General features: G+C 41.5%; 15 protein-coding genes and 1 pseudogene. All 16 read left to right on the plus strand.

The features are described 5' to 3' along the window. Window positions 1-113: 113 nt before the first annotated feature. Window positions 114-839: a polysaccharide biosynthesis tyrosine autokinase gene (locus tag CK1_RS07660; RefSeq protein ID WP_015525686.1), complete on the plus strand. Its 726-nt coding sequence runs from the start codon at window positions 114-116 to the stop codon at window positions 837-839. Between the two features lie 36 nt (window positions 840-875). Continuing rightward, entirely contained in the window at window positions 876-1,592 is a 717-nt protein-coding gene (locus tag CK1_RS07665; protein ID WP_015525687.1) for a CpsB/CapC family capsule biosynthesis tyrosine phosphatase, read from the plus strand. A gap of 12 nt (window positions 1,593-1,604) precedes the next feature. Next, window positions 1,605-2,339 carry a YveK family protein gene (locus tag CK1_RS07670; RefSeq protein ID WP_015525688.1) on the plus strand — a complete coding sequence of 245 codons (735 nt, stop codon included), beginning with the start codon at window positions 1,605-1,607 and terminating at the stop codon, window positions 2,337-2,339. 51 nt (window positions 2,340-2,390) lie between these two features. Beyond that, window positions 2,391-2,747 (plus strand): hypothetical protein, encoded by a 357-nt coding sequence (locus CK1_RS07675; protein WP_015525689.1) that lies wholly within the window; start codon window positions 2,391-2,393, stop codon window positions 2,745-2,747. Next, on the plus strand, window positions 2,702-3,184 hold the full coding sequence (locus CK1_RS07680) for an immunoglobulin-like domain-containing protein (RefSeq protein ID WP_015525690.1): 483 nt from the start codon (window positions 2,702-2,704) through the stop codon (window positions 3,182-3,184). Before CK1_RS07675 ends, CK1_RS07680 begins: the two co-directional genes overlap by 46 nt. An 87-nt stretch (window positions 3,185-3,271) precedes the next feature. Then, the gene (locus tag CK1_RS07685; protein ID WP_015525691.1) at window positions 3,272-4,300 is read left to right on the plus strand and encodes a Rossmann-fold NAD(P)-binding domain-containing protein; all 1,029 of its coding nucleotides are present in this window, start codon (window positions 3,272-3,274) and stop codon (window positions 4,298-4,300) included. Next, entirely contained in the window at window positions 4,219-4,689 is a 471-nt protein-coding gene (locus tag CK1_RS18120; protein WP_353611140.1) for a sugar transferase, read from the plus strand. Before CK1_RS07685 ends, CK1_RS18120 begins: the two co-directional genes overlap by 82 nt. Window positions 4,690-4,792: 103 nt before the next feature. Beyond that, window positions 4,793-5,050 (plus strand): hypothetical protein, encoded by a 258-nt coding sequence (locus CK1_RS18125; protein WP_015525693.1) that lies wholly within the window; start codon window positions 4,793-4,795, stop codon window positions 5,048-5,050. Further along, window positions 5,032-7,002: pseudogene (locus CK1_RS07690) on the plus strand (polysaccharide biosynthesis protein); the annotation flags it as partial. The gene CK1_RS18125 and the pseudogene CK1_RS07690, both read left to right, overlap by 19 nt. 50 nt (window positions 7,003-7,052) lie before the next feature. Next, window positions 7,053-8,258, plus strand: coding sequence for a DegT/DnrJ/EryC1/StrS family aminotransferase (locus tag CK1_RS07695; protein WP_015525695.1), 1,206 nt, complete (start codon window positions 7,053-7,055; stop codon window positions 8,256-8,258). Further along, window positions 8,255-9,454: an ATP-grasp domain-containing protein gene (locus CK1_RS07700; protein ID WP_015525696.1), complete on the plus strand. Its 1,200-nt coding sequence runs from the start codon at window positions 8,255-8,257 to the stop codon at window positions 9,452-9,454. Before CK1_RS07695 ends, CK1_RS07700 begins: the two co-directional genes overlap by 4 nt. 15 nt (window positions 9,455-9,469) lie before the next feature. Next, window positions 9,470-10,060 carry a sugar transferase gene (locus tag CK1_RS07705; protein ID WP_015525697.1) on the plus strand — a complete coding sequence of 197 codons (591 nt, stop codon included), beginning with the start codon at window positions 9,470-9,472 and terminating at the stop codon, window positions 10,058-10,060. 15 nt (window positions 10,061-10,075) lie between these two features. Further along, window positions 10,076-11,281, plus strand: coding sequence for an ATP-grasp domain-containing protein (locus CK1_RS07710; RefSeq protein ID WP_015525698.1), 1,206 nt, complete (start codon window positions 10,076-10,078; stop codon window positions 11,279-11,281). An 86-nt stretch (window positions 11,282-11,367) separates the two neighbouring features. Beyond that, on the plus strand, window positions 11,368-12,213 hold the full coding sequence (locus tag CK1_RS07715; protein WP_015525699.1) for a glycosyltransferase family protein: 846 nt from the start codon (window positions 11,368-11,370) through the stop codon (window positions 12,211-12,213). Next, the gene (locus CK1_RS07720) at window positions 12,195-12,470 is read left to right on the plus strand and encodes a glycosyltransferase (RefSeq protein ID WP_015525700.1); all 276 of its coding nucleotides are present in this window, start codon (window positions 12,195-12,197) and stop codon (window positions 12,468-12,470) included. The genes CK1_RS07715 and CK1_RS07720 overlap by 19 nt, the downstream gene beginning before the upstream one ends. 133 nt (window positions 12,471-12,603) lie before the next feature. Further along, window positions 12,604-13,239 (plus strand): glycosyltransferase family 2 protein, encoded by a 636-nt coding sequence (locus CK1_RS07725; protein ID WP_015525701.1) that lies wholly within the window; start codon window positions 12,604-12,606, stop codon window positions 13,237-13,239. Window positions 13,240-13,429: the final 190 nt, after the last annotated feature.

Raw genomic sequence — 13,429 nt, forward strand, 5'->3', positions numbered from 1 at the left:
GTCGAATAAAGAACTTGCGTATTAGAAAATAGGATTGTATAATAACCTATAGACATGCCCAAAGGGCAAGACTGTCATCAGATAGAACATAAAGGTAAAGGTGAAAAGGAATTATGATTAAAGTTAAACTGAGCAACTGGAAGTCTGATCACCAGATGGATGAGGCTTATAAAGCTCTGCGAACAAATATCCAGTTCTGCGGAGCAGATAAGAAAGTGATCGCACTTACCAGCTGTACTCCTAATGAGGGAAAGAGCAGTGTGGCATTTAATCTTGCTGCCTCTCTTGCTGAGAGCGGCAAATCAGTGCTTCTGATCGATGCCGATCTGCGTAAATCCGTTTTGATGGGACGTGTGACAGTAGACCAGGAGGTAATGGGACTTGCTCATTATCTTTCCAAGCAGGCCAAGCTTTCTGACGTGATCTGTGCCACTACACTTCCGAAGTTCCATATTATCTTCTCCGGTATCGTACCTCCGAACCCGGCAGAGCTTCTCGGAAACAGACTCTTCAAGGATATGATCCGCGTGGTAAGAGATGTTTATGATTACGTTATTGTAGATACACCGCCGCTTGGACTGATCATCGACAGTGCTATCATAGCAGATTCCTGCGACGGATCTGTAATCGTCGTTGAATCCGGTACCATCAGCTACCGTTTTGTACAGGAAGTAAGAGATCAGCTTGCCAAGAGCAACTGCCCGATCCTGGGAACCATCCTGAACAAGGTGGACTACAGCAAGGCCGGCAATTACGGTCACTATGGCAAGTATGGTAAATACGGCAAGTACGGTAAGTATGGTTCCTACGGAGATTATGGTGAGAGCAGCAGTAAATAAAAAAACATTGACAACAGAAATGAGTGGGTTATTTTAATGAAGGGACTTTATGATATTCATTGTCATATCCTCCCCGGGGTGGATGACGGTGCAAGAAACATGGAAGAATCACTCTGGATGCTCAATAAGGAGTATCAGGAGGGCGTACGTCATGTGATCCTGACACCACATTTCCGGTACGATATGTTTGAGCCGCATATGAACATTGTGACAAGACAGTTCATGCAGCTGCGTAGAGCAGCCATGAATATTGGTGATGAAGGCATGAGACTTTATCTGGGCTGTGAACTCCATTCCAGTATGGATATGGTGGAATGCCTTAAGAAGGGACGGCGGCTTACCCTTGCAGGTTCCAGATATGTGCTTGTGGAATTCAGCAACGGAGATGAGAAAAATTATATTGAAGAACGGGTCAGAAGTCTTCTGATGAATGGTTTTATCCCGATCATCGCTCATGTGGAACGTTATAAGGCTACCCGGAACGATATTGGATTTTTGACAGAGCTGAAGGATATGGGAGCACATATCCAGGTCAATGCAGATACCATCAGCGGTCAGGACGGATTCGGGGCAAAAACCTTTGCACGGAAAGTCATGAAGCATGGGCTTCTGGATTTTGTCGGTTCTGACGGACACCGTAAGACGGAGCGTATCCCGGAGATCGGCAAATGTGTCGCCAAAATGGAAAAAACAATGGGGAGCGAATATGTAAAGAAGATCTTTATCAAAAATCCCCGGAAAATCACAGGGTAATGGAGAAAAGAAATGGAAAATCAGACTGTTAACAACAACGACGAAGTAGAGATCGATCTTGGTGAGGTATTTCACCTGTTACTGAGCAAGCTGGGTGTTATCATTTTATCCGGTATTGTTTTCTGCCTGGCAGCTGTTATGGGAACCATGCTTCTGATCACACCGAAGTATGAATCCACAACCAAGATCGTGGTACTGTCCAAGCAGGACAGCAGCACACTGACCAATCAGGATATCCAGACAAGTACATCACTGACCAAGGACTATGCGGAGCTGATCAAGAGCCGTACAGTTACTGAGGGTGTGATCGCACAGCTGAAACTGGATATGACACATGAGGAGCTTCTTAAGAAGCTTTCCGTAGATACACCAACGGATACACGAGTAGTATCCATCACAGTTACAGATACCGATCCTTATACAGCGGCACAGATCGCAAACGCAGTAAGAGATATTGCTTCCAAGCATATCCAGCAGGTTATGGATATCAAGGCAGTAAATGTGGTAGAGACAGCAAACATCCCGGATGAGCCGTCAAGCCCAAGCGTACCGAAAAACGGTGTGATCGGTGGACTTCTGGGTATCCTTCTGGCAGCAGCCGTTGTGCTCATCGTATATCTGACAAACGATACTGTAAAGACACCGGAAGACGTAGAGAAATATCTTGGATTAAGCGTACTTGGTACAATCCCATACTCTTCCAAAATGGGCAAGAAATCCAAAAAGAAAAAGAAACGTCACGCATAAAAATAACAACAACGGATCAAAGTGTTGGGAAAGGCCGGGAGCAGCAAAAATATGAAGAAATTTTTTGTGTTTTTATTAGTGGTCATCTGCCTTGGTATGGGAGCCGGTGTAGTATACATGAAGAGCTCCGAGGATAATGAAGGACCGAAGATCACATTTGAAGAGGGAAAAGATACGAATTATACATCCGATATGACAGAAGAGGATCTTCTGAAGGATGTAAAGGCACAGGATGACAGAGATGGAGATGTTACAGAGTCTCTTACTGTAGAAACCATATATCCGAAGAATGACGGAAAACAGGTTTCTGTTATCTTTGTTGCAAAGGACAAAAACAACAATGTAACAAAAAAGAATTTACCATGGAAGCTCAGGACGGCAGTGCCGAAAATCCGCAGCTGGGACTGATCGATAATGACGGTCTCACAGAGGATGGAGATTCCACAGACACCACAGAGCCTGCAGAAGAGACAGATATGCAGGATGGGACAGAAGCAGACAGCACAGATGCTGAAAGCGGAGATTCCGCAGAAGGAGAACTGACTCCGGAGGAACAGGCGCAGAAGACACAGGAAGACAAGATCGAGCAGCTTTCTCCGCAGGATCCAAAGATGTATCTGACTACATATTACGTAGAGGTACCGGTAGGAACTACGCTGGATAAATTAAGCTATGTAAAGGATATCCAGGATGATACACAATCAAGAAGTGATCTTTTTAGAGTTATCCAGATTGACGGTAATGTAAATACAAATGTACCGGGAACTTACGAGCTTACATATTATGTAGTCGACAACAGTGGAAACAGCTCCAACGGAGCCGTACTTACCATTGTCGTGAAATAAATATCATCCCCTCTCTAGGTGCCTGAGATACCGGAGAGGGGATAAAAGCAACAAAAAATGTAAGCGAGGGAAGGCGTAGAAAAGAATATGTATCAAAAAGAAAACAGCAGCTGGGTAAAACATGCAGATTTTGCGATTTGCGATATGTTGTGTCTGCAGCTTGCGTTTGTACTTGCATACTGGATCCGAAACGGGATCGGTCAGCCATACGAGACAGAGCTGTATCGAAATGTGGCAGTGGTGATGTTTCTTATCCAGCTGATGGTCACATTTTTTAATGAAAGCTTCAGCGGAGTTCTGCGAAGAGGAATGCTGGTGGAACTGAAGAAAACCTTTGAACAGTGTACACTGGTCTGCCTTCTGGTCCTGGCATATATGTTTCTTTTAAGAATTGGAAACAATTATTCCAGAATGATCCTGCTGATCACCTATGTGCTTTATACCTGCTTCAGCTACTGCGGCAGACAGGCACTGAAGAAATTCCTGAAGGATCACAGATACGAAGAAAGCGAGAAGCGATCCCTGCTGATCGTTACAGTCAGTGAAAATGCAGACAATGTGGTGGAAACCATCCGCAAGAATAATTACGGAACCTATCATCTGGCAGGAATCGTCTTTATGGATTGTGACAAGAAGGGTGCATCCGTCTGTGGAGTACCGGTAGTAGCCGGGAGGGAGGATATGATCTCCTATATCCATAAGAATTGGATCGACGAAGTATTTTTTGCAGTGCCAAAGGAGATTCCAATCCCGGAGCAGATGATCAAGGATTGCTCTGCAATGGGAGTTGTCATCCATATGAGACTGGCAACTATGAAATCCCTTGGCAAGAACCAGGTGGTGGAGGAGCTTGGCGGATACACTGTGCTTTCCAGCAGTATCCACATTGTGACACCGCGCCAGATGTTTGTGAAACGAGCTATGGATATCGCAGGCGGTCTGGTAGGTTGTCTTTTTACAGGAATCGCAGCGATCTTTCTGGTTCCGGCCATCAAGATCAAATCTCCGGGTCCTGCATTTTTTCACAGGTCCGAATGGGAAAGAACGGTCGTCCGTTCAAGATCTATAAATTCCGCTCCATGTATATGGATGCAGAAGAACGCAAAAAAGAACTGATGAAACAGAATAACGTAAAAGATGGAATGATGTTCAAAATGGATGATGATCCACGAATCATCAAAGGAGTAGGACATTTTATCCGAAAGACATCCCTGGATGAATTTCCACAGTTCTGGAATATTCTGAAAGGAGATATGAGTCTTGTAGGAACCAGACCGCCGACAATGGATGAGTGGGAGAAGTATGAGCTTCACCATCGCAAACGTCTGGCCATCAAGCCGGGACTTACCGGTATGTGGCAGGTAAGCGGTCGAAGTGATATTACGGATTTCGAGGAAGTCGTAGAGCTTGACACAAAGTACATTGCCGAATGGTGTCTGAAACTGGATATTGAGATCCTGGTTAAGACAGTTATGGTCGTTTTCCGCGGAAGCGGCGCCAAATGATTCATACATATTGAGATTCGAATATAATGACCCGGGCTGCGGAGACGCAGTTCGGGGATAAAAATAAATTAGATAAGTTATAAATATAAAAGAGGAAGTAAAAATGCAGATTTTATTGATCATGCTGATCGTAGTGCTTCTTGCATTCTCGGTCCTGCTTCTGGCACTGGCAAAACAAAGTCCCAGGGAAAAGCAGACAGAAGACAAAGAGCAGGAAGAATACATCAGGGATTATGCAGAAACAGTAAGACAGACCGGAGGAAGTATGAAGAAGTTAGAACATTGGAAAGTAATTGCGATATATCTGATCATCTATGACATGATAGCTGTTAATTTTCTTATTTTATGGCGCTGCTGGTGAGATTCGATTTTCGGTATTCCTCGATCCCCACAGACTATTTTGCCGCATGGAGGAGTTTTGCACCAATCTATACCATTATCACCCTGGCAGTGTTCGGATGCATGCATCTGTATAACAGTGTATGGCGTTTCGCAAGCTTCCATGAGCTGATCAAGATCACGGTAGCAAGTGTGATCACTGGCGTTCTGCATATTGTGGGTATCACGATCTTCTGGGGACGGATGCCGGCTTCCTATTATCTGATCGGTATCATGCTGCAGTTTTTCCTGACTGTAGGCGTACGTTTCTCCTATCGTTTTGTACTTCTTGAGCGGAACCGCAGAGAAAAGAGCGAGCGTGAGGAGCGGAGCAAAAACGTGATGATCATCGGTGCAGGAGAAGCGGGCAGGACCATTGTCCGGGAGCTTCAGAATGCAAAGGAAACCAATTCCAGAGTACGCTGCCTGATCGATGACAATCCGAATAAATGGGGAAGATACATGGAAGGCGTTCCGGTGGTAGGCGGAAGAGACGATATTTTTCTCAATGTGGACAAGTATCATATCAATCAGATCCTTCTTGCGATCCCGACGGCAACACCGCATCAGAAGCGGGATATCCTGAACATCTGCAAGGAAACCGGCTGCGAGCTGAAGCAGCTTCCTGGTGTATATCAGCTTGTAAACGGAGAAGTATCCCTGAGCAAGATGAAAAAAGTAGCAGTGGAGGATCTTCTCGGACGAGACACCATCAAAGTTAACATGTCCGAGATCTTTCAGTATCTGAAGGGAAAAAGAATCCTGGTAACAGGAGGCGGCGGTTCTATCGGAAGCGAGCTCTGCCGTCAGATCGCAGGTCATGAGCCGGAGCTTCTGGTGATCTTCGACATTTATGAAAATAACGCTTATGACATTGAGCAGGAGCTGAAGGCCAGTTATCCGAACCTGAACCTGAAGGTACTGATCGGCTCCGTCCGTGACAGCAAAAGGATCAACTGGGTATTTGAAACCTATAAGCCGGAGATCGTATATCATGCAGCCGCACATAAGCACGTACCGCTGATGGAGAACAGCCCCTGTGAGGCAATCAAGAACAATGTGGTAGGAACCTATAAGACTGCATATGCGGCAATGATGAACGGCTGCCAGCGCTTTGTGCTGATCAGTACCGATAAGGCTGTAAACCCGACCAACATCATGGGCGCCAGCAAACGACTCTGCGAAATGGTAGTCCAGAGCATGAACATGGTCAGCCACAACGGACACACCGACTGGCTGCCACGACTTGGTGGACACAGAAAGGATACCCTGGATGCACTTCACGACAACGAAGGTCAGGCATATGTAAGTGCAAACCATACATCGAAAACAGGAACCGGCACAGAATTCGTAGCTGTACGATTCGGAAACGTTCTCGGCAGCAACGGAAGCGTGATCCCGCTGTTCAAGCGCCAGATTGAAAAAGGCGGCCCTGTCACCGTCACACATCCGGACATCATCCGCTACTTTATGACTATCCCGGAGGCCGTAAGCCTTGTCCTTCAGGCAGGAACCTACGCCAAAGGCGGCGAGATCTTCGTCCTGGACATGGGAGCCCCGGTAAAGATCGACACCCTTGCCCGAAACCTGATCAAGCTTTCCGGCTACACACCGGATGTAGACATCAAAGTCACCTACACCGGTCTCCGCCCGGGCGAAAAGCTCTACGAAGAAAAGCTGATGGCCGAGGAAGGCATGGAGAAAACTCCAAACGACCTCATCCACATCGGCAAACCCATCGAAATGGACGTACAGGAATTCTTCAAACAGCTGGAAGTCCTGGCAGCATACGGCTATGCCAACAGCGAAAAGATCCGCGACATTGTAGCCGCGATCGTACCGACCTATCACTCTGCGGATTCCGACCTGAAGCTGCATAAGAAGGTGTATGAGGAACTGATGAGTGAGGCGGCTGTGGCTGCGGAGAAGAACTGATAACTGGTCAATAATTTACATATATACGAAAACGAAGGAGTGTTGAAAAAATGAAAATCCCATTTTCACCGCCAGATATTACAGAGGCAGAAATCGAACAGGTAGCAGAAGCTTTAAGATCCGGATGGATCACAACAGGACCGAAAACAAAAGAACTGGAAAGAGAAGTTGCGGATTTATGCGGCACCAATAGAGCTGTATGCCTGAATTCGCAGACTGCATGTGCGGAAATGACACTTCGTCTTCTGGGAATCCACGAAGGCGATGAAGTGATCACTTGCGCTTATACCTATACCGCAAGTGCATCGGTGGTGTGTCATGTCGGGGCAAAGCTGGTTCTTATTGATACACAGGAAGATTCTCTGGAAATGGATTATGACAAGCTGGCAGAAGCTATTACAGAGAAAACAAAAGTGATCATTCCGGTGGATCTTGGCGGAGTGCCATGCGACTATGACAGGATCTTCTCTATCGTAGAAGAGAAAAAGAAGCTTTTCCATCCAGTCAATAAGCTTCAGGAAGCAATCGGAAGAGTTATCGTAATGGCAGATGCAGCCCATGCATTTGGTGCGACCTGGCATGGAAAACCAGTGGGCAGCATTGCGGATTTTTCAAACTTCAGCTTCCATGCAGTGAAAAACTTTACAACAGCAGAAGGCGGCGCTGTGGCATGGAGAGATATCGAAGGAATTGATAATGAAGAAATCTATCATCAGTATCAGCTGTTATCACTTCATGGTCAGTCAAAGGATGCCCTTGCAAAAACACAGCTTGGCGCCTGGGAGTATGACATCATCGGACCTTGGTTTAAATGCAATATGACCGATGTAGTTGCCGGGATTGGACTGGCGCAGATGAAACGGTATAAAGCTTTGCTTGCAAGAAGAAAAGAAATCATCAGCAGATATGATGCAGCATTTAAACCACTCGACATCGAAGTGCTGGATCATTACAACGAAGAGCATCAGTCTTCCGGACACCTGTACATCACCAGAATCCCGGGAATCACTCTGGAGCAGAGACACGAGATCATCGTCAAAATGGCAGAAAAAGGGGTTGCCTGCAACGTACATTACAAACCACTGCCAATGATGACTGCTTATAAAAATATGGGATTTGATATCAAGGATTACCCGAATGCTTATAAGCGATTTGAAAATGAGATCACATTGCCGCTGCATACGAAGTTGACGGATGAGGAAGTGGAGTATGTGATTGAGATGTTTTTGGGGATTGTGAAGGAATATATTAAATGAAAAAAATCATGATTTTGGGAGCAAGTATATTACAGCTTCCAGCGATAAAAAAGGCAAAGGAAATGGGGCTGGAAGTTGTAGTTGTCGATATGAATCCCGACGCAGTAGGCTTTCAGACAGAAGGAATCGAAAAAGAAATCATAAGCACGATTGATATACCTGAGATAGTGAAAGCTGCAAAAAGACATTCTATTGATGGAATCATGACACTTGCTACAGATATGCCAATGAGAGCAGTGGCAGCAGTGGCAAGGGAAATGAATTTGATTGGAATTAGTGCAGATACAGCTGTGAAAGCAACAAATAAAGCGGAAATGCGGAAGGCACTGAAAAAAGCAGGTGTTCCGATTCCTGTATTTTACAAAGTATCTACTAAAGAAGAATATTTGGAAGCAGTAGGAAAAATAAAAGAAGCAGGTTATCGATGTATTATAAAACCGGCAGATAATTCGGGAAGCCGGGGAATCAATCTGCTTAAAGATTATGACAGTGAAACTGTGGAAAAGGCTTATAACTACAGTAAGGAATCTTCAAGGTCCGGAGATCTCATGGTTGAAGAGTATATGGAAGGGCCAGAGGTAAGTGTAGAAACTTTAAGTGTCAACGGCGTATGCCATGTTATTCAGATTACAGATAAGCTGACAACAGATGCACCATATTTTGTAGAAATGGGACATTCACAGCCATCAGGTCATACAGAAGAAATAAAAAAGCAGATAGCGGAGGTGGCTATTGCAGCGAATCACGCAATTGGTATTTCAAATGGACCATCCCATACAGAAATCAAAATAACGAAGGATGGACCTAAAGTTGTAGAGCTTGGAGCACGGCTGGGAGGAGATAATATTACGACTTATCTTACGCCTCTTTCCACAGGTGTAGATATGGTTGAAAGTTGTATACGAATTGCACTTGGTGAAACTGCAGACTTAGAGCCTAAATTTCATAAAGCATCTGCTATAAGATATTTTAGAGTTGAGCAAGGTTTCATCAGAGATATCAGGGGACTTGAAGAAGCCAGAAGGATTCCAGGTGTAAAACAGATTTATGTTGTACATGGGATCGGGGAAAAAATGAATGGCATAAAGAGTAGTGGAGATCGTAGCGGCTTTGTAATCGCGCAGGCAGATACAGCTGAAAAGGCTGTAGAAATATGTGAAAAAGCGCTGGATTTAATAGAAATAGAAATGGAGTAAGGGAAGTATAAATTCATGTACGAAAGATACATAAAAAGAGGTTTGGATGTTATATTTGCAGTCATTGCACTGCCGATCGTATTAGTAGTCTGTATTATTTTTGGGACATTGATCTGGCTAGAGGACAGGGGAACGATTTTTTATCTGGCAAAGAGAAGGGGAAAAGACGGGACAATCTTTAATATGTATAAGCTTCGTTCCATGAAGGTAAATGCGCCAGATATTAGAAATAAGGATAATTCAACTTTTAACAGTGCAGATGATCCAAGAGTAACAAAAATCGGAAAGCTAATGAGAAAAATTTCAGTTGATGAGCTACCGCAGGTATTTAATATTCTGAAAGGAGACATGAGCTGGATCGGACCAAGGCCAGTAACAACAGACAGACCATTGTCCGAGTATGACCAGAAAAGAAAAGATCGTTTAAAAGTAAAACCAGGCATTACAGGGTATACACAGGCCTATTATCGAAATAATATTTCACAGGAAGACAAACTGGCTCTGGATGCAAAATATGCACAGAAAGTAACATTTCTGGGTGATCTGAAGATTTTCTTTAAAACAATTGAAACTGTAGTATGCAGAAAAAATGTTTATACAAATTAGAAGGGAGAAGAAAAAATGGGTGTTGAAGGAAAAAGACTTTTAGTATTAGGTGCTGGAAGAGGACAGATCGGACTGTATAAAGCAGCAAAAGAGATGGGAATCACAACAATTGCAGGAACCATGCCTGATAATAATCCTCCAGGAATTCCTCTGGCAGATGAAGTGTGCTTTATGAATATTGCAAATCCTGATGAGGTTGCTAAAAAAGCAGCGAATCTTAAATTGGACGGAGTGGCTACTTGCTGTCTGGATACAGGAATTTCAGCTCTTGGAAAAACTTGTGATTCTTTGGGCTTAACAGGACTTCCGGAAAAAGCAGCAATTATGTGTAATGATAAATCCAAAATGAAAAAAGCTTTTATGGAATATGGTGTAAGTACAGCACAGTATTTTGAAATTTCCAATGAAGAGGAATTAGAAAACGCACTGAATAAGATTAAATTACCGGTGATCATTAAAGCAACGGATTTACAAGGAAGCAATGGAATTTACATAGCAAAAACAGAAAAAGATGCCTATGACGGATTTCATGCAGCAATGGGATTAACAAAAAGATCTTACTGTATTGTAGAAGAGTTCATAGAAGGATGGGAATTTGGTGCGCAGGCATTTGTATATAACAATGAGGTGCTTTTTGTTATGCCACATGGTGACGAAACTTATATGAGTCATACGGCAGTACCGGTAGGCCATTATGTTCCGCTTGACTGTGATGAAGATGTTTACAAACAGACAGAAATAGCAGTAAAAAGCGCAATCAAGGCATTGGGATTAAATAACTGTGCAGTAAATGTGGATCTGATTCTCCGGGATAATAAAGTCTACGTCATAGAGCTTACCGGACGTGTAGGCGCCAACTGTCTTCCAGAGCTGGTGGAGATAAACTTTGGAATCGAATATTACAAAATGATCGCAGCAATGGCTGTTGGAGAAAATCCGTTGGAGTATTGGAGAAAGAAAAATTCCAAAACAACGGCAGGACTGGCACGAATGATTCTTTCAACAGAAGAAAGTGGAACCCTAGAAGATATCAAATATACCGGAGAAATGGATGAAGATATTCTGGAAATAACATTCTTTAAAAAACCAGGAGATCAGATTCGAAAATTTGTATTTTCAGCAGATTGTATTGGCCAGATTATTGTAAAAGACTCTACATTGGATGAGTGTAGAGCAAAAATCAATAAAATCATGAGTAATATTGAAATAAAACTCAAATAGGAGAACTGCAGTATAGCTGGCTGTTTATAAAAATTATAAATGGCCAGCTGTATACGATTTTAAGAAAAGATAGAAGAGGAAGATTAATGAAAACGCTGTATTTGCTTACAAATTCCTTTCCTTATGGAGATTGGGAGCCTTATTTGGAAACAGAAATAAAATATTATGATAACTTTGATGAAGTATATATTTTTGCATTGCAGATCAGAAAAGAACACTTAAAAAGAAAAAGAACTGTTGGAAACAATGTGAAAGTAATTCCAATTATGAAAGCGTCAAATAAGACCTATTTATTATATAGTTTCAGGACTCTGACAGATATTAATTTATATAAAGAATTTGCACGCTTGGTGAAATCACGTAGATTATCTGTGCGAAATTTTGTAAACATGTTTGTTTATTTCAGTCGTTCTCATTATGAAGCAGATCTAATAGATAAAAAAATGAAAGGACATGTGAATAAAGAGTCAATATTTTATTCATATCGTTTTGAATATCAGCCATATGTGGCAATGTTATTAAAAAAGAAATGGGAATTGAACAGTAAGATTGTAAGCAGGGCACATCGGTATGATCTTTATGAAGAAGAACATAAAGGGAATTATATACCAATGAGAGAGGGAATTCTTTCAAAAATTGATAATATATATCCATGTTCAGATCATGGTACCGATTATCTGAGAAAAAGATTTCCTCAATATAAACAGAAAGTGCATACCAGATTCTTAGGAACAATAGATCATGGAGAAAAGGAGTATCTTTTCAATGATAAATGTTATGAAATTGTCAGCTGTTCTACAGTGACAAAGGTAAAAAGACTAGATTTATTGATAAATGCATTATCCCAAATTAAAGCTATCCCGATTAAGTGGACACATTATGGGGATGGAATTTTAATGGATGAAATAAAAAAATGGCAAAAGACAAACTGAGAGACAATATTCAGTATGAATTTAAAGGAAATGTCAGTAACACAGAATTAATGAAACAATATCAGGATAAAAATTACTATGTATTCGTGAATGTAAGTTCATCAGAAGGGATTCCTGTATCAATTATGGAAGCAACATCTTTTGGAATTCCGTGCATCGCAACAGATGCAGGGGGAACGAAGGAGATAATTAGGGATAAAGAAAATGGGGTTCTTTTATCTCAGAATATAACAGCAAATGAATTGACTAAAAAATAACAGATTTTTGCAAATTAGATTCATACCAATATAAAAAAATAGAAATGATGCTAGATATTTTTGGAATAAAAAATTTAATGCAGACTACAACTATCAGAAATTTATAAATGAAATAAGCAATTGAGGTAAAAAAATGTTTTTAAGTGTAATTGTTCCATGCTATAACGTAGAAAAAGAAATCTTGCAGAGATGCATTTTAAGTGTATTAAATCAAGAATATATGAACTATGAGATACTCTTAATTGATGATGGAAGCGAAGAGTCGTTTCGAAGCGAAATAAGAGACATTGCTCGACTTGATGAACGAATAAAAGTTATAACACAAAGCAATTTAGGAGTATCCGCTGCAAGGAATGAAGGCATTAAACATTCTAAAGGAAAATACCTTACATTTGTAGATGCGGATGATGTATTAGTGCCATATTTTTTTTCAGAAGCGGTACATTTATGTGAAAAAGAAAATGTAGATTTTCTTATTGGAGGTAATACGTTATTAGATAATGAAGAATTCAATGAAGAAAAGCAAAAACAGATTCCTATAAATTATAGAATTATATCAGATATAGAAAAAGAAAGTTTTAAATGTAATTCAGTTGGAGAGTTAAAATATTTTGGAAATATGAAAGGATATTATGGACGAGGACCGTGGACAAGATTGATAAAAAGAGAGATAGCTGAAAATACTTTATTTAATACTGAGTTAAAAATGGGAGAAGACATAGTATGGAATCTCCAACTGTTAGATAAGTGTAAAAAACAATGCTTGTAGAAAGAATATGGTATTTATATTATGTGAATAACAATTCAGCAAATCATAAGTACAATTCCAAAATGCTTTATAATATAGAAAAAGAGCTGCCTTGTATTAGAAAACAAATAAATTTTGAAAGTGAACCAATGAAATCTGCATTTAGTATTCATATTCTGGATGAACTAAAAAATTTAACGATTGTTATATT

This window comes from Ruminococcus sp. SR1/5 (assembly GCF_000209835.1).
GTDB classification, from domain to species: Bacteria; Bacillota; Clostridia; order Lachnospirales; family Lachnospiraceae; genus Blautia_A; species Blautia_A fusiformis.

Bases quoted from the DNA above. Each gene is read 5' to 3' on its own strand.
- CK1_RS07660 (WP_015525686.1), top strand. From the start codon at position 114: ATGATTAAAGTTAAACTGAGCAACTGGAAGTCTGATCACCAGATGGAT.
- CK1_RS07665 (WP_015525687.1), top strand. From the start codon at position 876: ATGAAGGGACTTTATGATATTCATTGTCATATCCTCCCCGGGGTGGAT.
- CK1_RS07670 (WP_015525688.1), top strand. From the start codon at position 1,605: ATGGAAAATCAGACTGTTAACAACAACGACGAAGTAGAGATCGATCTT.
- CK1_RS07675 (WP_015525689.1), top strand. From the start codon at position 2,391: ATGAAGAAATTTTTTGTGTTTTTATTAGTGGTCATCTGCCTTGGTATG.
- CK1_RS07680 (WP_015525690.1), top strand. From the start codon at position 2,702: ATGGAAGCTCAGGACGGCAGTGCCGAAAATCCGCAGCTGGGACTGATC.
- CK1_RS07685 (WP_015525691.1), top strand. From the start codon at position 3,272: ATGTATCAAAAAGAAAACAGCAGCTGGGTAAAACATGCAGATTTTGCG.
- CK1_RS18120 (WP_353611140.1), top strand. From the start codon at position 4,219: ATGGGAAAGAACGGTCGTCCGTTCAAGATCTATAAATTCCGCTCCATG.
- CK1_RS18125 (WP_015525693.1), top strand. From the start codon at position 4,793: ATGCAGATTTTATTGATCATGCTGATCGTAGTGCTTCTTGCATTCTCG.
- CK1_RS07695 (WP_015525695.1), top strand. From the start codon at position 7,053: ATGAAAATCCCATTTTCACCGCCAGATATTACAGAGGCAGAAATCGAA.
- CK1_RS07700 (WP_015525696.1), top strand. From the start codon at position 8,255: ATGAAAAAAATCATGATTTTGGGAGCAAGTATATTACAGCTTCCAGCG.
- CK1_RS07705 (WP_015525697.1), top strand. From the start codon at position 9,470: ATGTACGAAAGATACATAAAAAGAGGTTTGGATGTTATATTTGCAGTC.
- CK1_RS07710 (WP_015525698.1), top strand. From the start codon at position 10,076: ATGGGTGTTGAAGGAAAAAGACTTTTAGTATTAGGTGCTGGAAGAGGA.
- CK1_RS07715 (WP_015525699.1), top strand. From the start codon at position 11,368: ATGAAAACGCTGTATTTGCTTACAAATTCCTTTCCTTATGGAGATTGG.
- CK1_RS07720 (WP_015525700.1), top strand. From the start codon at position 12,195: ATGGCAAAAGACAAACTGAGAGACAATATTCAGTATGAATTTAAAGGA.
- CK1_RS07725 (WP_015525701.1), top strand. From the start codon at position 12,604: ATGTTTTTAAGTGTAATTGTTCCATGCTATAACGTAGAAAAAGAAATC.